The sequence below is a fragment of the Kitasatospora sp. NPDC094028 genome (genome assembly GCF_049543595.1).
Lineage (GTDB): Bacteria > Actinomycetota > Actinomycetes > Streptomycetales > Streptomycetaceae > Kitasatospora.
Genome location: NZ_JBMVFA010000004.1, coordinates 131,544 through 157,190 on the forward strand (window position 1 = coordinate 131,544; position 25,647 = coordinate 157,190).

A 25,647-nucleotide genomic window follows, 5' to 3' on the forward strand; every position below is an offset into this window, starting at 1 on the left:
CGAAGTTGTGGCTGGCTCGCGGCCACTGTTAGACATGCCGAAGCGGTGTCGCCTGTCGATCGCCCCGGACAGCGCCGTGTGAGTACGCACGGCGCCGGGTCGCATTCCGGGCTTCTCTCTCGCCTCCCATGGGCCGAAGCCCGGGTAATTGACTCTGATTGAGGGTGACTGGTTGTGTCCGAACGACGCGACAATGTGCTGCCATTGACTGTTGCCCAGTCCGGCGTCTGGTTCGCCCAGCGACTGAACCCGGGAAACACGATCTTCAATACCGGCGAGTTCCTCGAAATCGGCGGGCCGGTGGACCCGGACCTGTTCGAGGAGGCCCTTCGCCGGGTGGTCGGCGAGATGGAGACACTGCGCGTCGAGTTCCTGGAGACGGCCGACGGGCCGGCCCAGCGGGTGGTGCCCGCCGACGAACTCGACTGGTCGCTGCACCGGGTCGACGTCAGCGCCGAACCGGACCCGTGGGGCGCCGCCCGCGCCTGGATGGACGCGGACCTGGCCCGGCCGCTGGACCCGACGAGCGACCGGCTGTTCCTGTTCGCCCTCTTCCGGATCGACGCCGACCGCTACCTCTGGCTGCACCGCTACCACCACCTGCTCGTCGACGGCTTCACCGTGGCCGCGGTGGCCGGCCGGGCCGCCGAGGTGTACTCGGCGCTGGTCGCCGGCCGGGCCGCGACGGAGAACCCGTTCGGGCCGCTCACCGCGCTGCTGGCCGAGAAGGCGGACTACCGCGCCTCGGAGCGGTTCGCGTCCGACCGGGACTACTGGGTCGGCCACCTGGAAGGCTGCCCGAGCCCCGTCAGCCTCTCCGGTCGCCAGCCCGCGCTGGCGGCCGCGCTGGCCCGCAAGACCGTCCACCTGCCCCCGCAGGACACCGACCGGCTCCGCGACCTCGCCCGCGAGGTCGGCGTGACCTGGCCGGCCGCGCTCGTCTGCGCCGTCGCCGCCTACCTGCAGGCGCTGACCGAGGTGGACGAGGTGGTCCTGGGCCTGCCGGTGTCCACCCGGCTGAGCAGGACCGCCCGCAGCGTCCCCGGCATGGTGTCGAACGTGTTGCCGCTGCGGATCGCCGTCCACCCCGGCGCCACCGTCGCCGACCTGCTGCTCGGGACCGCCGCCGAGATGCGCGGGGCGATGCGCCACCAGCGCTACCAGTTCGAGGACCTGCGCCAGGACCTGCGGATGCTTGCCGAGGAGCGGCGCCTGGTCGGCCCGCACGTCAACATCATGACCTTCGACTACGGCCTGGAGTTCGGCGGCCACCACGCCCGGCCGCACAACCTGTCGATCGGCCCCGCCGACGACATCTCGTTCATCGTGTACGAGCGAGGCACCGGCGCCGGGCTGCAGATCGACTTCGACGCCAACCCGGAGCTCTACGACGACGACCAACTCGCCGCCTACCAGGAAGGGTTCGTCGACTTCCTGCACCAGCTCGCCGAATCGGCCCCCGGGCAGCCGCTCGCCGCGATCGAGGTGTCGGCGCGGGCCCGCCGGACCAGGGCGGACGCCGTGGCCCTGCTCGCCACCGAGGCCGCCGAGGACCGGACCGGGGACCACCGGGCGGAACACGGCGAGCGGATCGAGGCCGTCCTGGCCGGGCGGCCGGGCGTGGCCCGGGCGGCCGTCGCGCTGCGGGCGGACAAGTCCGGCAGGGAGCGTCTCGTCGGCTACCTGGTGCCCGCGCCGGGCACCGACCTGGACCTCATCGCCGTCCGCGCCGGCGCCGAGGCCGAGCTCCCCGACGGCCTGGTGCCCGAGCTGTTCGTGCGGCTCGCGGAGCTGCCCGAGGCCGCGGACGGCACCGTCGACCGGGCCGCGCTCCCGGAGCCCGAGGCGGCCCTGTCCTCCACCGGGCGCGGCCCGCGCACCGCGCAGGAGGAGCTGCTGTGCGGGCTGTTCGCCGACGTCCTCGGCGTCGACCGGGTCGGCGTGGACGACAACTTCTTCGTGCTGGGCGGGAACTCGCTGGCCGTCACCCGGCTCGTCGGCCGGCTCCGGCGGGTCGTCAAGGTCGAGGTGTCCCTGCGCTCGGTGTTCGAGGCCTCCACCGTCGCCGAGCTGGTCGACCGGCTGGGCATCGCGGACGGCGCGCGCCAGGCCCTCGGCGTCATGCCGCGCCCGGACGTCCTGCCGCTGTCGCCCGCGCAGAACCGGCTGTGGTTCCTCAACCAGATGGCCGCGGACGGCGCCACCTACAACGACGGCATGACCGTCCACCTCACCGGCCCGGTGCGGGAGGACGCCCTGCGCGCCGCCCTGGCCGACGTGATCGCCCGGCACGAGAGCCTGCGCACCGTCTTCCCCGACGTCGCGGGCGAGCCGCAGCAGCTCGTCCTGGCCGCCGACCCGGCGCAGGCCGACCTGCGGGTGCTGCCGACCACCCCGGACGCGCTCGACGCGGCCCTGGCGGAGGCCGGCCGCGAGGGCTTCGACCTGACGGTGCAGATCCCCGTCCGGGCCCGGCTCTTCCGCCTGGCCGAGGACGAGCACGTGCTGCTCCTCGTCGTGCACCACATCGCCGGTGACGGCTGGTCGGTGGCGCCGTTCACCCGGGACCTGTCGGCGGCGTACGCCGCCCGGTGCGCCGACGGTGCGCCGGCCTGGGAGCCGCTGCCGGTGCAGTACGCGGACTACACGCTGTGGCAGCGGGAGGTCCTCGGCGAGGAGGGCGACCCCCGCAGCATGCTGGCCCGGCAGGTGGACTACTGGCGCGGGGCGCTGGCCGGCCTGCCCGAGGAACTGGCGCTGCCGGTGGACCGGGCGCGCCCGCAGGTGGCCTCCTACCGCGGCGGGCGGGTGCCCTTCGAGCTGCCCGCCGCCGTCCACGACCGGGTGGTGACGCTGGCCCGGGAGAGCCGGGCGAGCGTGTTCATGGTGCTGCAGGCCGGCCTGGCCGCCCTGCTGGGCCGGCTCGCCGGGGAGACCGACGTGCCGATCGGCACGGTGATCGCCGGCCGGACCGACGAGGCGCTGGACGAGCTGGTCGGGTTCTTCGTGAACACGCTGGTGCTGCGCACCGACGTGTCGGGCGATCCGACGTTCCGTGAGCTGGTGGGCCGGGTGCGGGAGACGGACCTGGCGGCGTTCGCGCACCAGGACGTGCCGTTCGAGCGGCTGGTCGAGGTGCTGAACCCGGAGCGCTCGCTCGCGCGCCACCCGCTCTTCCAGGTGACGCTGGCCCTGCAGGACAACGCCGCCCCGGTCCTGGAGTTCCCGGGCCTGACGGCCCGCGCGCGGACCCTGGACACCAGCACCGCCAAGTTCGACCTCGCCTTCCAGCTGTGCGAGCAGTTCGCGCCGGACGGCTCCGCGGCCGGGATCGGCGGCCACGTCGAGTTCGCGACGGACCTGTTCGACGCGGCGACGGCGGAGCTCGTCGGCGTCCGGCTGGCGCGGCTGCTGGAGGCGGTGACGGCTGCCCCGGACGACGCGGTCCGGTCGGTGGACGTGCTGCTGCCGGCCGAGCGGCAGCGGGTGCTGGCCGACTGGAACGACACGGCGCGCGCGGTGCCGGCGGGGACGTTGGCGGGGTTGTTCGAGGCGCAGGTGGCGCGGACGCCGGACGCGGTGGCGGTGGTCTGCGGCGGAGTCTCGCTGAGTTATGGGGAGTTGAACGCGCGGGCGAACCGGTTGGCGCGGGTGCTGGTGGAGCGGGGTGCCGGGCCGGAGGCGCTGGTGGCGCTGGCGTTGGCGCGGTCGGTGGACCTGATGGTGGCGTTGCTGGCGGTGGTGAAGTCCGGTGCCGGGTATCTGCCGGTGGATCCGGGGTATCCGGCGGACCGGATCGCGTTCATGCTGGAGGACGCCCGCCCGGTGCTGGTGGTGACGTCCGGTGATGTTCAGGGTGTGCTGGGGGACGCGGTCGCGGCGGGCCGGGTGGTGCTGGACGATCCGGCGCTGGCCGCCGTGTTGGCCGGGTCTTCGGATGCGGACCTGCTGGTTGGCGAGCGTCGGGGTGAGCTGCTTCCGGGGAACCCCGCGTACGTGATCTACACGTCTGGTTCGACCGGGCGCCCGAAGGGCGTGGTGGTGTCGCAGCAGAGCGTGGTGGACTTCGCGGCCTGGGCCGGGCGGGAGTTCGGCCAGTCGGGTCTGTCGCGGGTGCTGGCGGCGACGTCGTTGAACTTCGATGTGTCGGTGTTCGAGATCTTCGGTCCGCTGTTGTGCGGTGGGTCGATCGAGCTGGTGCGGGATGTGCTGGCGCTGTTGGAGGTCCCTGGCGGGCGGTGGAGTGGGAGCCTGATCAGTGCGGTGCCGTCGGCGTTGTCGTCGGTGCTGGCGCAGGGTGGGGTGGAGCTTGCCGCGGGTTCGGTGGTGTTCGCGGGTGAGGGGTTGTCGGCGCATGCGGTGAACGCGGTGCGGGCGGCGGTGCCGGGTGCGCGGGTGGCGAACATCTACGGGCCGACCGAGGCGACGGTGTATGCGACGGCGTGGTTCACGGACGCGGATGTGGACGGGGTGCCGCCGATCGGGCGGCCGGTGGAGAACACGCGGGCGTTCGTGCTGGACGAGTGGCTGCGTCCGGTGGCGCCGGGTGTGGCGGGTGAGTTGTATCTGGCGGGCTCGGGCCTGGCCCGTGGCTATCTGAACCGGTCCGCGCTGACGGCTGAGCGGTTCGTGGCGAACCCGTTCGGTTCGGCGGAGCGGATGTATCGCACGGGTGATGTGGTGCGCTGGTCCGCCGCGGGCGAGCTGGAGTACCTGGGCCGGGCTGATGACCAGGTGAAGGTGCGTGGTTTCCGCATCGAACTGGGTGAGATCGAGGCGGTGTTGGCCCGCGAGGCCTCGGTGGGTCAGGTCGCGGTGGTGGTGCGTGAGGACCAGCCCGGTGACCAGCGGCTGGTGGCGTACGTGGTCGCGGCCGCGGGTGCGGAGGTGGACGCGGCGCGGTTGCGGGCGTCGGCGGGTGCGTCGCTGCCGGCGTACATGGTGCCGAACCTGGTGATGGTGCTGGACGCGCTGCCGCTGAACCCCAACGGCAAACTCGACCGCCGCGCCCTGCCCGCCCCCGAGTACGACGGCCCTGCCGGTGGGCGGACCCCGCGCACCGAGCGCGAGGCGCAGCTGTGCTCGCTCTTCGCCGAGGTGCTGGGCCTGGAGTCGGTCGGCATCGACGACAGCTTCTTCGCGCTCGGCGGCCACTCGCTGCTGGCGACCCGGCTCGCCAGCCGGGTGCGCAGTGTCCTCGGGGTGGAGCTGCCCGTCCGGCAGATGTTCGAGACGCCGACGGTGGCCCTGCTCGCCGAGCGGCTGGGCGAGGCGGGGGAGACCCGCCAGGCCCTGGCCGCGATGGAGCGTCCGGAGGAGATCCCGCTGTCCGCCGCCCAGCGGCGGCTGTGGTTCCTCAACCGCTTCGACGGCCCCAGCGGCACCTACAACATCGGCCAGTCCGCCCGTCTGACCGGCGAGTTGGACGTGGCGGCGCTGGAAGCGGCCCTGGGTGACGTGGTCGCCCGGCACGAGAGCCTGCGCACCGTCTTCCCCGACACGGACGGCCACCCCCGGCAGCTGGTCCTGGACGGCGCGGCGGGCATGCCGACCCTCCAGGTGATCCCCACCAGCCCCGACCTGCTGGCCGACGCGCTCGCGGCGTCGGCCGCCACCGGGTTCGACATCGTCGGTGAACTCCCGCTCCGGGCACAGCTCTTCGTGCTCGGCCCGACCGAGCACGTGCTCCTGCTGGTGATCCACCACATCGCCGGGGACGGTTGGTCCTTCGCGCCGCTGACCCGGGACCTGTCGGTGGCGTACGCGGCCCGGTGTGCCGGTGCGGCCCCTGGGTGGGAGCCGCTGCCGGTGCAGTACGCGGACTACACGCTGTGGCAGCGGCGGGTGCTGGGTGGCGAGGACGACGCGTCGAGCGAGCTGTCGCGTCAGATCGCCTACTGGCAGCGTGAGTTGGCGGATCTGCCGGCGGAGCTGGCGCTGCCGGCGGACCGGCAGCGTCCGGCGGAGCTGAGCTACCGCGGCGCTTCGGTGGACTTCGGGCTCTCGCCCGAGGCGCACCGGCGGGTGGTGGAGTTGGCCCGTGAGTGCGGGGCGAGCGTGTTCATGGTGGTGCAGGCCGGTCTGGCCGCGCTGCTGAACCGGCTGGGCTGCGGCACGGACATCCCGATCGGCTCGCCGATCGCCGGCCGCACCGACGAGGCGCTGGACGAACTGGTCGGCTTCTTCGTCAACACGCTGGTGCTGCGCACCGACGTCTCCGGCGACCCGACGTTCCGTGAACTGGTCGGCCGGGCGCGGGAGACCGACCTCGCGGCCTTCGCGCACCAGGACGTGCCCTTCGAGCGCCTGGTCGAGATCCTGAGCCCGGAGCGCTCGCTGGCCCGGCACCCGCTCTTCCAGGTGGTGCTGTCGTTCCAGAACAACGCCCGGGCCGTGCTGGACCTGCCGGGGATCCGGGCGGTCGAGCAGCCGGTGCGACTGGAGACCGCCAAGTTCGACCTGTCCTTCGTCCTCGCCGAGACCCACGAGGACGACGGGACGCCGGCCGGGATCCGCGGCACGGTCGAGTACGCGACGGACCTGTTTGACCGGGAGTCGGCGGAGCTGATCGCCGAGCGGCTGGCCCGGCTGCTGGAGACCGTCACCGCGGACCCGGCCCTGCCGGTCGGCGCCGTGGACGTCCTGTCGGCGGTGGAGCGCCACCGGCTGCTGGTGGAGTGGAACGACACCGCCGCGGAGCCCGTCCGGGCGACGCTGCCGGAGCTGTTCGAGGCCCAGGCGGCGCGGACGCCGGACCGGGTCGCGGTGGCCTACGAGGACGTCGCGCTGACCTACGCGGAACTCAACGAGCGGGCCAACCGCCTGGCCCGGGTCCTGGTCGGCCGCGGCGTCGGCGCGGAGAGCCTGGTCGCGGTGGCGATGGAGCGCTCGGCCGAGCTGGTCGTCGCGCTGCTCGCCGTGCTGAAGGCCGGCGCCGCGTACGTGCCGGTGGACCCGGACTACCCGGCCGACCGGATCGCCTTCATCCTGGAGGACGCCCGGCCGGTGTGCGTGCTCACGACCCGCGGCACGGAGTCCCGGATGGCCGGGACGGGTGTGCCGCTGCTCGTGCTCGACGCCCCGGAGACCGACCGGGACTGCCGCGAGGCCCCGGCCGCGAACCTGACCGACGCCGACCGCGGGCAGGCACTGCACCCGGCGCAGCCGGCGTACGTGATCTTCACCTCGGGCTCGACCGGCCGGCCCAAGGGCGTGGCGGTCCAGCACGCCAACGTGGTCCGCCTGTTCGGGCAGACACAGCACTGGTTCCACTTCGACGAGAACGACGTCTGGACGCTGTTCCACTCCTACGCCTTCGACTTCTCGGTCTGGGAGCTGTGGGGCCCGCTGCTGCACGGCGGCCGGCTGGTGGTCGTGCCGTTCGCGGTGTCCAGGTCGCCCAAGGAGTTCCTGGAGCTGCTGGTCCGGGAGCGGGTCACCGTGCTCAACCAGACGCCCTCGGCCTTCTACCAGCTGGTCCAGGCGGACGCCGAGAACCCCACCCAGGGCGGCGAACTCGCCCTGCGCTACGTGGTGTTCGGCGGCGAGGCGCTGGAGCTGGGGCGGCTGGAGCACTGGTACGCGCGGCACGGCGACACCGCGCCGGTGCTGGTCAACATGTACGGCATCACCGAGACGACCGTCCACGTCACCCACATCGCGCTCGACCGGGAGTCGGCGGCCGCGTCCGGCGGCAACAGCGTCATCGGGCGGGCCATCCCGGACCTCCGGCTCTACGTGCTGGACGAGGGCCTGAACCCGGTGCCGCCGGGTGTCGCCGGTGAGCTGTACGTCGCGGGTGCCGGTCTGGCGCGTGGCTACCTGAACCGTGCCGCGCTGAGCGCCGAGCGGTTCGTGGCGAACCCGTTCGGTGCGGACGGGTCCCGGATGTACCGCACGGGCGACGTGGTGCGGTGGCGCCGGGACGGTCAGTTGGAGTACGTCGGCCGCGCGGACGACCAGGTGAAGGTGCGCGGCTTCCGGATCGAACTGGGCGAGATCGAGGCGGCGTTGGCCCGCGAGGCCGCGGTGGGCCAGGTCGCGGTGATCGTGCGCGAGGACCAGCCCGGCGTGAAGCGGCTGGTGGCGTACGTGGTGCCGGCCGCGGGTGCGGAGCTGTCGCACGACGCGCTGCGGGCGCACGTCGCGGCCGCGCTGCCGGAGTACATGGTGCCCTCGGCGTTCGTGTCGCTGGAGGTGCTGCCGCTGACGGTGAACGGCAAGCTGGACCGCCGGGCGCTGCCCGCCCCCGAGTACACCTCGACCGGCCGTGCCGCGCGGAACGAGCGCGAGGAGACCCTGGCCGCGCTGTTCGCCGAGGTGCTGGGCCTGGAGTCGGTCGGCATCGACGACAGCTTCTTCGAGCTGGGCGGGGACAGCATCGTCTCGATCCAGCTGGTCAGCCGGGCCCGCAAGGCCGGGCTGGTGCTGACGCCGCGCGAGGTGTTCCAGTACAAGACGGTGGCGGAGCTCGCCGCGGTGGCCGCGGTGGCCGAACTCGCGGCGGTGGCGGACCCGGACGACGGTGTCGGCGAGGTGCCGCTCACCCCGATCGCGCACTGGCTGCGCGAGCTGGGCGGGACCGTCGACGGCTATCACCAGGCCGTCGTCACCCCGGTCCCGGCCGGTCTGGACCAGGATCGGCTGGTCCCGGTGGTGCAGGCGGTGCTCGACCACCACGACGCGCTGCGGCTGCGGCTGGACCGCGGCGAAGGCGACGCCTGGTCGATGCGTGTGCTGGCGCCGGGCTCGGTGCGGGCCGCCGACGTGGTGCACCGGGTGGACGCGGCCGGGCTCGCGGGCGAGGCGTGGCGCGCGGAGGTCGCGCGGCAGGCGCGCCACGCCCAGGCGCGGCTGGCGCCCGGTGAGGCCCGGATGGTGCAGGCGGTGTGGTTCGACGCCGGTGCGAACGGCGGCAGCCAACTGCTGCTGATGGTCCACCACTTGGTAGTGGACGGGGTCTCCTGGCGGATCCTGCTGCCGGACCTGCGGGCGGCCTTCGAGGCCGTCGCGGCGGGCCGCGAGCCGGTGCTGGAGCCGGTGGCGACCTCGCTGCGCGGCTGGGCCTCGGGCCTGGTCGAGGCGGCGCGGGACCCGCGGCGCGTCGCCGAACTCGGCCTGTGGCAGGAGGTGTTGGCCACCGCCGACCCGGTGCTGGGGGCACGGGCGCTGGACCCGGCCCGGGACCTGTCCGGGGCCTCCCGGACGCTGTCGCTGACCATGCCGACCGAGGTGACCGATCCGCTGCTCACCAGCGTCCCGACGCTGTTCAACGCGGGCGTCAACGACGTGCTGCTGACGGCCTTCGGCCTGGCGCTGGCCGGCTGGCGCGAGCGCCGCGGCCTCGGCGAGGGCTCCGGCGTGCTGGTGGACCTGGAGGGGCACGGCCGCGAGGAGTTGGTGCCGGGCGCGGACGTGTCCCGTACGGTCGGCTGGTTCACCAGCCTCTTCCCGGTCCGGCTGGACCCGGGGGTGGAACCGGGCGAGTGGGCCGAGGTGTGGGACGGCGGACCGGTCGTCGGCCGGGCGATCAAGGCCGTCAAGGAACAGCTGCAAGCACTGCCGGACAAGGGCGCCGGCTTCGGCCTGCTGCGCTACCTCAACCCGGAGACCGCGGCCGCCCTAGCCGGACTCCCCACCCCGCAGATCGCCTTCAACTACCTCGGCCGCACCAGGTCGACGGACGGGCCCGGCGAGGAGTGGTCGGTCCGCTCGGACGTGGACCTGGGCGACAGCCACGACCCGGGCATGCCGGCGGCGCACGCGCTGGTGATGAACGCGATCACCCAGGACCACCCGGACGGCCCGCGTCTGGTCGCCAACTGGAGCTGGGCGGGCGAGCTGTTCACCGAGGCCGAGATCGAGGACCTGGCACAGACCTGGTTCCGGGCCCTGCGTGCCGTCGTGGACCACGCGGAAGGTCCCCAGGCCGGCGGCTACACACCGTCCGACCTCCCCCTGGTGAGTCTGAACCAGGACCAAATCAATCTGCTGGAAGCCGAGTGGGGGATGTTTTAAGTGACGAAGCCGGGGTTCGAGGACGTTCTGCCGCTGTCCCCGCTGCAGCAGGGGCTGCTCTTCCACGCCGTCTACGACGAGCGGGAAGCCGATGCCTACACCGTCCAGTTCGTGTTCGAGCTGACGGGCGCGCTGGACGCGGAAGCGCTGCGGCTCGCCACCGCCGCACTCCTGCGGCGGCACGCCAACCTACGCGCCGGCTTCGTCTACGAGCGGCTGGACGACCCGGTCCAGGTGATCCCGCGCCAGGTCGCGCTGCCGTGGTCCGAACTGGACCTCGGCGGCCTGCCCGAGGCCGAGCGCGAGGCCGAGCTCGCCCGGGTGCTGGAGGAGGACCGCAACCGCCGCTTCGACCTGCGCCGCCCGCCGCTGCTGCGGCTGACGCTGATCAGGCTCGGCACCGACCGCCACCTGCTGGTCTTCACCAACCACCACATCCTGCTGGACGGTTGGTCGATGCCCGTGCTCGTCGGCGAGCTGTTCGAGCTGTACAAGCGGCGCGGCGACGACCTGGGGCTGCCCCGGGTCACCCCGTACCGCGAGTACCTGGTCTGGCTGGCCAAGCAGGACCGCGGCGCGGCCGTCGCCGCCTGGCGCGAGGTGCTCGCGGGCCTGGAGAGCCCGACCCTGGTCGCGGCCGCCGACTCCGCGGGAGAGCCGGGCACCCCGGACCGGATCGCCACCGAGCTCTCCGAGGACCTCACCCGTGACCTGACCGCCTACGCCCGCGGCGCCGGGGTCACCCTGAACACCGTCCTCCAGGCCGCCTGGGCGCTGGTGATCGGCCAGCTGACCGGGCAGGACGACGTGGTGTTCGGCGCGACCGTCTCCGGCCGCCCGCCGCAGATCCCCGGCGTCGAGACGATGGTCGGGCTGTTCATCAACACCCTGCCGGTCCGGGTCCGGCTGGACCCGGCCGAGACCCTGGGCGGCCTCCTCGCCCGCCTGCAGGCCCAGCAGGCCGACCTGATGGAGCACCAGCACCTCGGTCTCACCGAGATCAAGCAGATGACCGGCCTCGGGGACCTCTTCGACACCCTGACCGTCTTCGAGAACTACCCCCTCGACTCGACGATCCTCGACCTGCCCGGCACCGGCCTGAGCCTCAGCGGCGTCGACGCCGTCACCGCCACGCACTACCCGCTCCACCTGACCGGGATCCCGGGCCGGCAGCTGCAGGTCCGCCTGACCTTCCGCACCGACCTCTTCGACCGGGCGGCGGCCGAGGGCATCCTGGCCCGACTGCTGCGCCTCCTGGAGACCGTCGCCGAACAGCCCGGGCGCCGCGTCGGCCAGGTGGACCTGATGTCCGCAGGCGAGCGCGAGCGGATCCTGGAGGAGTGGAACGACACCGCGATGCCGGTGCCCGGCGCCACCCTCCCGGAGCTGTTCGAGGCACAGGCGTCCCGCACGCCGGACGCCGTCGCCGTGGTCGACGACGACACGGAACTGACCTACGCCGAGCTGAACGCCCGGGCGAACCGGCTGGCCCGGCACCTCGTCGGTCTCGGCGTCGGCCCGGAGCAGCTCGTCGCGCTCACCCTGCCGCGCACGGCGCAGGCCGTCGTGGCCCTGCTCGCCGTCCTCAAGACCGGCGCCGCCTACCTGCCGGTGGACCCGGACTACCCGGCCGAGCGCATCGCGTTCATGATCGAGGACGCCCGCCCGGCCTGCGCGGTCGTGCTGGCCGGGACGGCCGCCGCACTGCCCGGGGACGCGCCGGCGCGCGTGGTCCTGGACGACCCCGGGACGGTCCGGGCGCTGGCCGCCCACGCCGGAACCGACCTGTCGGACGCCGACCGGCACGCCCCGCTGAGCCCGCGCCACCCGGCCTACGTCATCTACACCTCCGGCTCGACCGGCCGCCCCAAAGGCGTCGTGGTCGAGCACCGCTCGGTGGCCGACTACCTCGCCTGGACCAGCCGCGAGTACCGCAGCGCGCAGGGCGTCGCCGTCCTCCACTCGCGGATCTCGTTCGACCTGACGGTGACCGCGCTCTACACGCCGCTGGTGGTCGGCGGCTGCGTCCACGTGACGGCCCTGGAGGACGGCGGCCCCGCCGCCGGGCGCCTGGCCGAGCGGCCGTGCACCTTCCTGAAGGCGACCCCCAGCCACCTGCCGCTGCTCGCCGCCCTGCCCGACGCGTTCTCGCCCGCCGGCGAACTGCTGCTCGGCGGCGAACCCCTGCTCGGCGAGATGCTCACCGAGTGGCGCGACCGGCACCCGCAGGTGACGGTGATCAACGTCTACGGCCCGACCGAGGCGACCGTCAACTGCGCCGAGTTCCGGATCGACCCCGGCACCGAGATCCGGCCCGGAGCCGTGCCGATCGGCAGGCCGCAGGGCAACGCCCGGCTGTACGTGCTGGACGCCGGCCTGCGCCCGGTGCCGCCCGGCGTGGCGGGCGAGCTGTACCTCGCGGGCGGAGGCCTCGCCCGGGGGTACCTGGGGCGGCCGGGCCTGACGGCGGAGCGGTTCGTCGCGGACCCGTTCGGTGCGCCCGGCGCCCGGATGTACCGGTCGGGCGACCTGGCCCGCTGGAACGCAGACGGCGACCTGCAGTTCCTCGGACGCGTCGACGACCAGGTGAAGGTCCGCGGCTTCCGGATCGAGCTGGGCGAGATCGAGTCCGTGGTGACCGGCTGCCCGGGCGTCGCCCAGGCGGCGGTCGTGGTGCGCGAGGACCGGCCCGGCGACAAGCGGATCGTCGCCTACGTGGTGCCGTCCGGCCCGGAGACGCCGGACGTCCGGGCCCTGCGGACCCGCGTCGCCGAGCAGCTGCCCGACTACATGGTCCCGGCCGCGTCGGTCGTCCTGCCGGCCCTGCCGCTGACGCCCAACGGCAAGCTGGACCGGCGGGCGCTGCCCGCACCCGAGCTGGACGCCGCCGCGGGCGGCCGTGCCCCGCGGACCCCGCAGGAGGAGATCCTCTGCGGCCTGTTCGCCGAGGTGCTCGGCCTGCACAAGGTCGGCATCGACGACAGCTTCTTCGACCTCGGCGGGCACTCCCTGCTGGCCACCCGGCTGACCAGCCGGGTCCGGTCCGCCTTCGGCGTGGAACTGGCCGTCCGGGCGGTCTTCGAGGCGCCCACCGTGGCGGGGCTCGCCGAGCAGCTGAACTCGGCGGACCGCGGCCGCGCGCCGCTGCGCGCGACGGAGCGGCCCGAGGACCTGCCGCTCTCCTTCGCACAGCGCCGGCTGTGGTTCCTCAACACCTTCGACGGCCCCAACGGCACCTACAACCTGCCGCTCGTCGCACCGCTCTCCGGCCGGCTGGACGTGGCGGCGCTGCGGGCCGCGCTGGGCGACGTCGTGGCCCGGCACGAGACCCTGCGCACGGTCTTCCCCGAGGTGGCCGGCGAGCCCCGGCAGGTCGTGCTGCCGGCGGCGCAGGCCCGCCCCGAGCTGCCGGTGGTCGAGACCACGGCCGACCGGCTGGACGCCGCGCTGGCCGCGGCGATCGGCACCGGCTTCGGCCTGGCCGTCGAGACGCCGGTCCGGGCGTGCCTGTTCCGGCTGGCCGAGGACGAGCACGTGCTGATGGTGCTCGTGCACCACATCGCCGGTGACGGCTGGTCGGTGGCCCCGTTCACCCGGGACCTGTCGGCGGCGTACACGGCCCGCTGCGCCGGTGCGGCGCCCGGATGGGACGCGCTGCCGGTGCAGTACGCGGACTACACGCTGTGGCAGCGGGAGGTCCTCGGCGAGGAGGGCGACCCGGAGAGCCTGCTGGCACGCCAGATCGACTACTGGCGCGAGACGCTGGCGCAGCTGCCGCAGGAGCTGGCGCTGCCGGTGGACCGGGCGCGGCCGCAGGTGGCGTCCTACCGCGGCGGGCGGGTGCCCTTCACGGTGCCCGCGGCGGTGCACGACCGGGTGGTGACGCTGGCCCGGGAGAGCCGGGCAAGCGTGTTCATGGTGGTGCAGGCGGCGCTGGCCACCCTGCTGTCGCGACTGGGCGGCGGCGCGGACATCCCGATCGGCACGGTGATCGCCGGCCGGACCGACGAGGCGCTCGACGAGCTGGTCGGGTTCTTCGTGAACACGCTGGTGCTGCGCACCGACGTGTCGGGCGATCCGACGTTCCGTGAGCTGGTCGGCCGGGTGCGGGAGACGGACCTGGCGGCGTTCGCGCACCAGGACGTGCCGTTCGAGCGGCTGGTCGAGGTGCTGAACCCGGAGCGCTCGCTCGCGCGCCACCCGCTCTTCCAGGTCATGCTGGCGTTCCAGAACAACGCCCGGGTCGGCTTCGACCTGCCGGACCTGGTGGTCGGCGAACAGCCGGTCGGCCTGGAGGCGGCCAAGTTCGACCTCCTGGTCTCCGTCCGGGAGGGCTTCGGCGAGGACGGCCGCCCGGTCGGCATGCACGGCGAGGTCGAGTTCGCGGCGGACCTGTTCGACGCGGCGACGGCGGAGCTCATCGGGGCCCGGCTGGTCCGCCTGCTGGAGGCGCTGGTCACCGATCCGACCGCCCGGCTGGGCACGGTCGACGTCCTGTCGGAGTCCGAGCGCACGCGCATGCTCGTGGAGTGGAACGACACGGCGTGTGCGGTGCCGGCGGGGACGTTGGCGGGGTTGTTCGAGGCGCAGGTGGCGCGGACGCCGGACGCGGTGGCGCTGGTCTGCGGCGGTGCGTCGCTGAGTTACGGGGAGTTGAACGCGCGGGCGAACCGGTTGGCGCGGGTGCTGGTGGAGCGGGGTGCCGGGCCGGAGGCGCTGGTGGCGCTGGCGTTGGCGCGGTCGGTGGACCTGATGGTGGCGTTGCTGGCGGTGGTGAAGTCCGGTGCCGGGTATCTGCCGGTGGATCCGGGGTACCCGGCGGACCGGATCGCCTTCATGCTGGAGGACGCGCGGCCGGTGCTGGTGGTGACGTCCGGTGATGTTCAGGGCGCGCTGGGGGACGCCGTCACGGCCGAGCGGGTGGTGCTGGACGACCCGGCGCTGGCCGACGTGCTGGCCGCGGCCTCGGACGCGGACCTGTCGGCCGGGGAGCGTCGGGGTGAGCTGCTCCCGGGGAACCCCGCGTACGTGATCTACACGTCTGGTTCGACCGGGCGCCCGAAGGGCGTGGTGGTGTCGCAGCAGAGCGTGGTGGACTTCGCGGCCTGGGCCGGGCGCGAGTACGGCGCCGAGGGCCTGTCGCGGGTGCTGGCGGCGACGTCGTTGAACTTCGATGTGTCGGTGTTCGAGATCTTCGGTCCGCTGTTGTGCGGTGGGTCGATCGAGCTGGTGCGGGATGTGCTGGCGCTGTTGGAGGTCCCTGGTGGGCGGTGGAGTGGGAGCCTGATCAGTGCGGTGCCGTCGGCGTTGTCGTCGGTGCTGGCGCAGGGTGGGGTGGAGCTTGCCGCGGGTTCGGTGGTGTTCGCGGGTGAGGGGTTGTCGGCGCATGCGGTGAACGCGGTGCGGGCGGCGGTGCCGGGTGCGCGGGTGGCGAACATCTACGGGCCGACCGAGGCGACGGTGTATGCGACGGCGTGGTTCACGGACACGGACGCGGATGGGGTGCCGCCGATCGGGCGGCCGGTGGAGAACACGCGGGCGTTCGTGCTGGACGAGTGGCTGCGGCCGGTGGCGCCGGGTGTGGCGGGTGAGTTGTATCTGGCGGGCTCGGGCCTGGCCCGTGGCTATCTGAACCGTGCGGGTCTGACGGCTGAGCGGTTCGTGGCGAACCCGTTCGGTTCGGCGGAGCGGATGTATCGCACGGGTGATGTGGTGCGCTGGTCCGCCGCGGGCGAGCTGGAGTACCTGGGCCGGGCTGATGACCAGGTGAAGGTGCGTGGTTTCCGCATCGAACTGGGTGAGATCGAGGCGGTGTTGGCGCGCGAGGTCTCGGTGGGTCAGGTCGCGGTGGTGGTGCGTGAGGACCAGCCCGGTGACCAGCGGCTGGTGGCGTACGTGGTCGCGGCCGCGGGTGCGGAGGTGGACGCGGCGCGGTTGCGGGCGTCGGCGGGTGCGTCGCTGCCGGCGTACATGGTGCCGAACCTGGTGATGGTGCTGGACGCGCTGCCGCTGAACCCCAACGGCAAACTCGACCGCCGCGCCCTGCCCGCACCGGAGTTGACGGCCTCGGCCGCGGGCCGAGCCGCGCGTGACCCCAGGGAGGAGCTGCTGTGCTCCCTGTTCGCCGAGGTGCTGGGCCTGGAGTCGGTCGGCATCGACGACCGCTTCTTCGACCTGGGCGGGCACTCCCTGCTGGCGACCCGGCTGGCCAGCCGGATCCGGTCCGAGCTCGGCGTCGAGCTGTCGGTCCGGGTCCTCTTCGAGGCGCCGACGGTGGCCCTGCTCGCCGAGCGGCTGGGCGAGGCGGGGGAGACCCGCCAGGCCCTGGCCGCGATGGAGCGTCCGGAGGAGATCCCGCTGTCCGCCGCCCAGCGGCGGCTGTGGTTCCTCAACCGCTTCGACAACCCGAACGGCGGCTACAACCTGCCGCTGGCCGCCCGGCTGTCCGGCCCGCTGGACGTGGCGGCGCTGGAAGCGGCCCTGGGGGACGTGGTCGCCCGGCACGAGAGCCTGCGCACCGTCTTCCCCGAACAGGACGGCCGCCCGCGCCAGTCGGTGCTCGGCACCGAGCAGGCGTCCATCGGGCTGCCGGTCGTCGAGGTCGCCGCGGACGGGCTCGAAGGCGCGCTGATGGCCGCCGCCCAGCGGGACTTCGAGCTGTCCACCGAGACGCCGGTCCGGGCCCACCTGTTCGCCCTGGGCGAGGAGGAGCACGTCCTGCTCCTGGTCGTCCACCACATCGCCTGCGACGGCTGGTCGCTGGCCCCCCTGGGCCGGGACCTGTCGGTGGCGTACGCGGCCCGGTGTGCCGGTGCGGCCCCTGGGTGGGAGCCGCTGCCGGTGCAGTACGCGGACTACACGCTGTGGCAGCAGCGGGTGCTGGGTGGCGAGGACGACGCGTCGAGCGAGCTGTCGCGTCAGATCGCATACTGGCAGCGCGAGTTGGCGGATCTGCCGGAGGAGCTGGCGCTGCCGGCGGACCGGCAGCGTCCGGCGGAGCTGAGCTACCGCGGTGCGTCGGTGGACTTCGGGCTCTCGCCCGAGGCGCACCGGCGGGTGGTGGAGCTGGCCCGTGAGTGCGGGGCGAGCGTGTTCATGGTGGTGCAGGCCGGTCTGGCCGCGCTGCTGAACCGGCTGGGCTGCGGCACGGACATCCCGATCGGCTCGCCGATCGCCGGCCGCACCGACGAGGCGCTGGACGAACTGGTCGGCTTCTTCGTCAACACGCTGGTGCTGCGCACCGACGTCTCCGGCGACCCGACGTTCCGTGAACTGGTCGGCCGGGCACGGGAGACCGACCTCGCGGCCTTCGCGCACCAGGACGTGCCGTTCGAGCGCCTGGTCGAGATCCTCAACCCGGAGCGCTCGCTGGCCCGGCACCCGCTCTTCCAGGTGATGCTGTCGTTCCAGAACAACGCCCGGGCCGTGCTGGACCTGCCGGGGATCCGGGCGGCCGCCGAGACGGTCAGCCTGGACGCGGCCAAGTTCGACCTGTCCTTCCAGCTGGAGGAGCGCTTCTCGGAGGGCGCCGACCCGGCCGGGATCGGGGGCCGTCTGGAGTACGCGACGGACCTCTTCGACCGGGAGACCGCCCAGGAGATCTCCGACCGTCTGGGCCGCCTGTTCGACGAGCTGACCGCCGCCCCGGACCGCCCGGTCGGCACGCTGGAGGTGCTGTCCGAGCAGGAGCGCCACCGCCTGCTGGTCGAGTGGAACGACACCGCGCACGACCTGCGGGCGACGACGCTGCCGGAGGCCTTCGAGGCGCAGGCCGCCCGGACGCCGTCCGCGCCCGCCGTGGTCCACGACGGCGTCTCGCTGACGTACGCCGAGGTGGACGAGCGGGCGGAGCGGCTGGCGCGGTACCTGACCGGCCTGGGTGCCGGCGCGGAGCGCCTGGTCGCCGTCGTGATGGAGCGTTCGGCGGACTTGGTGGTCGCCCTGCTCGGTGTGCTGAAGGCCGGCGCCGCGTACGTGCCGCTGGACCCGGACTACCCGGCGGAGCGGATCGCCACCGTGCTCCAGGAGGCCGAGCCGGTCTGCCTGGTGACGAGCGCGGGCGTCGCCGCGGGGCTGCCGGAGACGGCTGTCCCGCGGGTCGTGCTGGACGGTCCCGAGGTCCGGCGGGCGCTCGACGGGCTCGTGCTGTCGGACGGCGCCCGCACCGTGCGCCCGGGAGAGGTGAACGCGGCGTACGTCCTGTACACCTCGGGCTCCACCGGGCGTCCCAAGGGCGTGGCGATCGAGCACCGTTCGCTGATGAACTACCTGCGGTGGGCCTGCGCGGCGTACCCGGGGGTCGGCGGGACGGCGCTGCTGCACTCGTCGGTGGCGTTCGACCTGACGGTGACGACGCTGTTCGCGCCGCTGCTCGCCGGCGGTTGCGTCGAGATCGCGCCGCTGGAGGAGGGCGGCCTGCCGGAGGCGGGTGCCGACGCGGGCCGGATCACCTTCGTGAAGGCGACGCCGAGCCACCTGCCGCTGCTGACCGCGCTTCCGGGGGCCTACTCGCCCGCGGGGGAGCTGGTCGTGGGCGGCGAGCAGCTGCTCGTCGGGGTGATGGACGCCTGGCGCCGGGAGAACCCGGGCGCGACCGTGGTGAACGAGTACGGGCCCACGGAGACGACGGTCGGCTGCATGGAGTTCCGGGTCGGCCCGGGCGACGAGGCGGACGGCCACGCCGTCGCCATCGGCCGTCCGATCTGGAACACGCGGCTCTACGTGCTGGACGAGCGCCTGCGCCCGGTGGCGCCGGGTGTGATGGGCGAGTTGTACGTCGCGGGTGCCGGTCTGGCGCGTGGCTACCTGAACCGTGCCGCGCTGAGCGCCGAGCGGTTCGTGGCGAACCCGTTCGGTGCGGACGGGTCCCGGATGTACCGCACGGGCGACGTGGTGCGGTGGCGCCGGGACGGCCGGCTGGAGTACGTCGGCCGCGTCGACGAGCAGGTGAAGGTGCGCGGCTTCCGGATCGAACTCGGCGAGATCGAGGCGGTGTTGGCGCGGCGCGAGGACGTCGCTCAGGTCGCGGTGGTCGTGCGCGAGGACCAGCCGGACGTGAAGCGGCTGGTGGCGTACGTCGTCCCGGCCACGGGTGCCGAGACGGACGCGGCGGCCCTGCGGGCGCACGTCGCGGCCGCGCTGCCGGAGTACATGGTGCCCTCGGCGTTCGTGTCGCTGGAGGTGCTGCCGCTGACGGTGAACGGCAAGCTGGACCGCCGGGCGCTGCCCGCGCCCGAGTACACCTCGACCGGTCGTGCCGCGCGCGACGCGCGCGAGGAACTGATGTGCGCGCTGTTCGCCGAGGTGCTGGGCCTGGAGTCGGTCGGCATCGACGACAGCTTCTTCGAGCTGGGCGGGGACAGCATCGTCTCGATCCAGCTGGTCAGCCGGGCCCGCAAGGCCGGGCTGGTGCTGACGCCGCGCGAGGTGTTCCAGCACAAGACCGTGGCCGCACTCGCCGCCGTGGCGGCGGTGGCCGAGGCCGCGGCGGTGGCGGACGCGGACGACGGTGTCGGCGAGGTGCCGCTCACCCCGATCGCGCACTGGCTGCGCGAACTCGGCGGCCCCGTCGACGGGTTCAAGCAGTCGAGCCTGCTGCAGGTGCCGGCCGGCCTGGACGAGGACCGGCTGCTGCCGGTGGTGCAGGCGGTGCTCGACCACCACGACGCGCTGCGGCTGCGGCTGGACCGCGGCGAAGGCGACGCGTGGTCGCTGCGGGTGCTGGCGCCGGGCTCGGTGCGGGCCGCTGATGTGGTGCACCGGGTGGACGCCTCCGGGCTCGCGGGCGAGGCGTGGCACGAGGAGGTGTCGCGGCAGGCGCGCCACGCCCAGGCACGGCTGGCGCCCGCCGAAGGGCGGATGCTGCAGGTCGTCTGGTTCGACGCCGGCCGGAGTGCCGGTGGCCAACTGCTGCTGATGCTCCACCACTTGGTGGTGGACGGGGTCTCCTGGCGGATCCTGCTGCCGGACCTGCGGGCGGCCTTCGAGGCCGTCGCGGCGGGCCGGGCACCCGTACTGGAGCCGGTGGGCACCTCGCTGCGCGGCTGGGCCTCGGGCCTGGTCGAGGCGGCGCGGGACCCGCGACGCGTCGCCGAACTCGGCCTGTGGCAGGAGATCCTGGGCACCGCCGACCCGGTGCTGGGCGCGCGGGCGCTGGACCCGGCCCGGGACCTGTCCGGCGACTCCCGGGCGCTCTCCCTGACCCTCCCGACCGACCTCACCGGCCCGCTGCTGACCAGCGTCCCGGCGCTGTTCCACGCGGGCGTCAACGACGTGCTGCTGACGGCCTTCGGCCTGGCAGTGGCCGACTGGCGCGAGCGCCGCGGCCTGGGCGACGGGTCCGCGGTGCTGGTGGACCTGGAGGGCCACGGCCGCGAGGACCTGGTGCCGGGCGCGGACGTGTCCCGCACCGTCGGCTGGTTCACCAGCCTCTTCCCGGTCCGCCTGGACCCGGGCGTGGAGCCCGGTGAGTGGGCCGAGGTATGGGACGGCGGACCGGCGGTCGGCCGGGCGATCAAGGCCGTCAAGGAGCAGCTGCGCGCGCTGCCGGACAAGGGCGCCGGCTTCGGCCTGCTGCGCTACCTCAACCCGGAAACCGCCGCCGCCCTCGCCGAACTCCCCACCCCGCAGGTCCTGTTCAACTACCTCGGCCGGGGCCGGAGCGCCGACCACGGCGCCGAGGCCGCGGACTGGGCCACGCACACCGGCGTGGACCTCGGCGACAGCCACGACCCGGGCATGCCGGCGGCGCACGCGCTGGAGATGAACGCGATCACCCAGGACCACGCGGACGGCCCGCGCCTGGTCGCCAACTGGAGCTGGGCGGGCGAGCTGTTCACCGAGGCCGAGATCGAGGACCTGGCGCAGACCTGGTTCCGGGCGCTGCGCGCCGTCGTGGCGCACGCCGAGGGCCCGGGGGCCGGCGGCCGCACGCCGTCCGACCTCCCGCTGGTCGGCCTGACCCAGGGCGAGATCGAGGCCCTGGAGGCCGGGGAACCCCGGCTGGCGGACGTCCTGCCGCTGTCGCCGCTGCAGCACGGTCTGCTGTTCCACGCCATCTACGACGAGGAGGCCGTCGACGTCTACGCCGTCCAGCAGGCCTTCGACATCGAGGGCGCGCTGGACACCGAGGCCCTGAAGCTGGCCACGGCCACGCTGCTGCGCCGGCACGCCAACCTGCGGGCGGGCTTCCGGTACGAGCGGCAGCAGACCCCGGTCCAGGTCGTCCTGCGCGAGGTCGAGCTGCCCTGGTCCGAGATCGACCTGCGCGCGCTCGGCGAGGCCGAGCGCGAGGCCGAGCTGGCCCGGATCCTGGAGGAGGACCGGACCCGCCGCTTCGACCTGCGCCGGCCGCCGCTGCTGCGGCTGACGCTGGTCAGGCTCGGTGACGACCGCCACCTGCTGGTCTTCACCAACCACCACATCGTGCTGGACGGCTGGTCCACGCCGATCCTGCTCGGCGAGCTCTTCGAGCTGTACAAGCAGCGCGGCGACGACGCCACGCTGCCGCGGGTGACCCCGTACCGCGACTACCTGGGCTGGCTCGCCGCGCAGGACCGGGAGGCGGCCGAGGCCGCCTGGCGCCAGGCGCTCGACGGCCTGGAGGAGCCGACCTTCCTGGCCCCGGTCGACCCGACCCGCCGGGCGGCGCTGCCGCGGTACGACGTCCACGAGCTGCCGGACTCCCTGGTGGCCGCGCTGACGGCCGGTGCCCGGCGCCACGGCGTCACGCTGAACACCGTCTTCCAGGCGGCCTGGGCGGTGGCCCTGGGGCAGCTGACCGGGCGGCAGGACGTGGTGTTCGGTGCCATGGCCTCCGGCCGGCCCGCGGAGATCCCCGGCGTCGAGTCGATGATCGGGCTGTTCATCAACACCCTGCCGGTCCGGGTCCGGCTGGACCCGGCCGAGAGCCTGGGCGGGCTGCTGTCCCGGATCCAGGACCAGCAGGCCGCGCTGATGACCCACCAGTACCTGGGGCTGGCCGACGTCCAGCGGCTCGCCGGGCTCGGCGAACTCTTCGACACGATGGTCGTGTTCGAGAACTACCCGGTGGACGTCGAAGGCCTGCGGAGGACGGCCGACGACCTCGGCATCAGCAAGCGCAGCGGCGCGGACGCGGCGCACTACCCGTTCGGCATCGCCGTCCTGCCGATGGACGGCCGGCTCGTCCTGCGGGCCGACTACCGGACCGACGTATTCGACCGGGAGGCGGCCGGGCGACTGGTCGGCCGTCTGGTCCGGGTCCTGGAGGCCATCGACGCCGAGCTGGGCGCGCCGGTCGCCGCCGTGGACGTGCTGTCCGCCGGCGAGCGGGAGCAGGTGCTGACGGAGTGGAACGACAGCCGGCTCGACGTCCCCGCGGGCACCTTCACCGAGCTGTTCGAGGCGCAGGTCGCCCGCACGCCGGGCGCCGAGGCGCTGGTCTCCGGGGGCGCCTCGCTCAGCTATGCGGAGCTCGACGCCCGGGCCAACGGCCTGGCACACCACCTGATCGGGCTGGGGGTGGGGCCGGAGCAGGTCGTGGCCCTGGCCCTGCCGCGCTCGGTGGAGCTGGTCGTCGCCCAGCTCGCCGTGGGCAAGGCGGGCGCGGCGTTCCTGCCGGTCGACCCGAAGTACCCGGCCGAGCGGCTCGACTACCTGCTGACGGACTCGAAGCCGTCGCTGGTGGTGACCACGTCGGCGCGGGCGGCGGTCCTGCCGGCGGGCCCGGTCGCCCGGCTGGTGCTGGACGCGCGGGAGACCGTCGCGGCACTCGCGGCGGCCCCGGCCACCCGCCCCGGCCCGGCCGACCGCCGCGCGCCGCTGCTGCCCGGCTCGCCCGCGTACGTGATCTACACCTCGGGCTCCACCGGGCAGCCGAAGGGCGTGGTGGTCCCGCAGCGCGGCCTGGTCAACATGGCCTTCGCGCACATCGCGGCCCTGGAGCTCGACGGCGACAGCCGGGTCCTCCAGGCGGTGGCGACGACCTTCGACCCCTCGGTCGCGGACCTCGCGATGAGCCTGCTGGCCGGCGCGGCGCTGGTGCTGCCGGCCGCGGACAGCCGGCTCGTGGGCGAGGAGCTGGCCGGGATCCTGGCGGACAGCCGGGCCAGCCACGTGATGCTGCCCGCCCAGATGCTCGCGACGCTGCCGGAGACGGCGCTGCCGGACCTGCGCTGCCTGGTCACCGGTGGTGAGGCGTGCTCGGCCGAGCTGGTGGCCCGCTGGGCGCCGGGGCGGCGGATGATCAACGCCTACGGTCCGACCGAGGCGACGGTGGCCGCCACCGCGAGCGGGCCGTTGGTGCCCGAGGACGGCGCGCCGGCGATCGGCCGGCCGCTGGGCAACACCCGGGTGTACGTGCTCGACGCGGCGCTGCGGCCGACCCTGCCGGGGGTCGCCGGGGAGCTGTACCTGGCCGGTGCGCAGCTGGCCCGCGGCTACCTGCACCGGTCCGCGCTGACGGCCGAGCGGTTCGTCGCCGACCCCTTCGGGGCGGGTGGCGAGCGGATGTACCGCACCGGTGACCTGGTGCGCTGGAACGCGGCCGGCGAGCTGGAGTACCTGGGCCGGGCCGACGACCAGGTGAAGGTGCGCGGCTTCCGGATCGAGCTCGGCGAGATCGAGTCCGTGCTGGCCGCCCACCCGGCGCTGGCCCGGGTCGCCGTCGTGGTCCGCGAGGACCGGCCCGGTGACCGGCGGCTGGTCGGCTACGCGGTGCCGGAGCCCGGCGCCGAGCCCGACCCGGCCGAGCTGCGCGCCCACGTCGGTGCGGTCCTGCCGGAGTACATGGTGCCGTCCGCGGTCGTGCTGCTGGCGGAGCTGCCGCTGACCTCGAACGGCAAGGTGGACCGCCGGGCGCTGCCCGCCCCGGTGTACGCCTCGGCCGGCCGGGCCGCGCGCACCGAGCGCGAGGAAGTGCTGTGCGGGCTGTTCGCGGACGTGCTGGGCGTGGAGAAGGTCGGCATCGACGACAGCTTCTTCGAGCTCGGCGGCGACAGCATCGTGGCCATCCAGCTGGTCGGGCGCGCCCGGCAGGCCGGACTGGTGCTCAGCCCCCGCGAGGTGTTCGAGCACCGCACGGTGGAGTCGCTCGCGGCGATCACGGGCAGCGCCGGCGGGGTCGTGGCGGAGGAGGCCGGGGCCGGCACGGGCGAGCTCCCGCCGACGCCGATCATGCACTGGCTGCGTGAACTGGGCGGCCCGATCGGCGGGTTCAACCAGTCCATGCTGGTCCTGTCGCCCGCGGACCTGGACCTCGACCGGCTGACCGCGACCGTGCAGGCCCTGCTGGACCACCACGACGCGCTGCGGCTGCGGCTGGACCGTACCGGGGACGACTGGTCGTTCGAGGTGCGGCCGGCCGGCGCCGTCCCGGCCGCGGAGCTGGTCCACCGGGTGGACACCGCCGGGGTCGCCGACGACGCGGCGCTGCGCACGGTCATGGGCGAGCACGCCCGGGCCGCGCAGGCCCGGCTCGCGCCGGAGGACGGCCGGATGGTCCAGGCGGTCTGGTTCGACGCCGGGCCGGGCGTCACCGGCCGGCTGCTGCTGATCGTGCACCACCTGGCGGTCGACGGGGTGTCCTGGCGCATCCTGCTGCCCGACCTGGCCGCCGCCCACGCGGCGGTCGCGGCCGGCCGCCGGCCCGAACCGGCGCCGGTGGGAACCTCGTTCCGCCGCTGGTCGCAGCTGCTCACCGAGCAGGCGCGGGCCGCGGACCGGGTGGCCGAACTCCCGCTGTGGTCGGGGCTGCTCGGCACCCCCGACCCGGTGCTCGGCGCCCGGGCGCTCGACCCGCGGCGCGACACCGCCGCGGGCCTGCACCAGCTCTCGGTGACGCTGCCCCCGGAGACGACGGAGCCGCTGCTCACCAGCGTCCCGGCGCTGTTCCACGCGGGCGTCAACGACGTGCTGCTGACGGCCTTCGGGCTCGCGGTGACGGACTGGCGCCGGCGGCGCGGCCTCGGCGACGGGTCCGCGGTGCTGGTGGACCTGGAGAGCCACGGCCGGGAGGAGGTGGCGGGCGCCGACCTCTCCCGGACGGTGGGCTGGTTCACCAGCCAGTACCCGGTCCGGGTGGACCCGGGCGTGGCCGAGGACGAGTGGGACGAGGCCTGGGCCGGCGGCGAGGTGATCGGCCGCGCGCTGAAGGCCGTCAAGGAACAGCTGCGCGCGGTGCCCGACAACGGGCTGGGCTACGGGCTGCTGCGCCACCTGAACCCGCGGACGGCCGAGGAGCTGGGAGCGTTCCCGGCCCCGCAGATCGGGTTCAACTACCTCGGCCGGTTCGCCGCCGGCGGGGAGCCGGCCGCGGCGTCCACCGACTGGGCCGCCGCCCCCGAGGCGCCGGGCCTGGGCGGCGGCAGCGACCCCGCGATGCCCGCCCCGCACGCCCTCGCGGTCAACGCCGCCACGCAGGACCGCGCGGACGGACCGCACCTGACCGTGGGGTGGTCGTGGCCGCGGGAGCTGTTCTCCGAGGCCGAGGTGCGTGACCTGGCGGAGACCTGGTTCCGGGCGCTGCGCGCCGTGGTGGCCCACGCCCAGGCGCCGACGGCCGGCGGCTTCACACCGTCCGACTTCAGCCTGGCCGGCCTGACGCAGGACGACATCGACGATTTCGAAGACGAACTCGGATTCTGAAAGGAC

General features: G+C 74.2%; 2 protein-coding genes. Both read left to right on the top strand.

Going from position 1 to position 25,647, the window contains the following annotated elements; translation table 11 throughout:
- Positions 1-204: 204 nt before the first annotated feature.
- Positions 205-10,017: an amino acid adenylation domain-containing protein gene (locus ACPC54_RS08665; protein ID WP_498962687.1), complete on the top strand. Its 9,813-nt coding sequence runs from the start codon at positions 205-207 to the stop codon at positions 10,015-10,017.
- Positions 10,018-25,641, top strand: coding sequence for an amino acid adenylation domain-containing protein (locus ACPC54_RS08670; protein WP_498962689.1), 15,624 nt, complete (start codon positions 10,018-10,020; stop codon positions 25,639-25,641).
- Positions 25,642-25,647 lie beyond the last annotated feature (6 nt).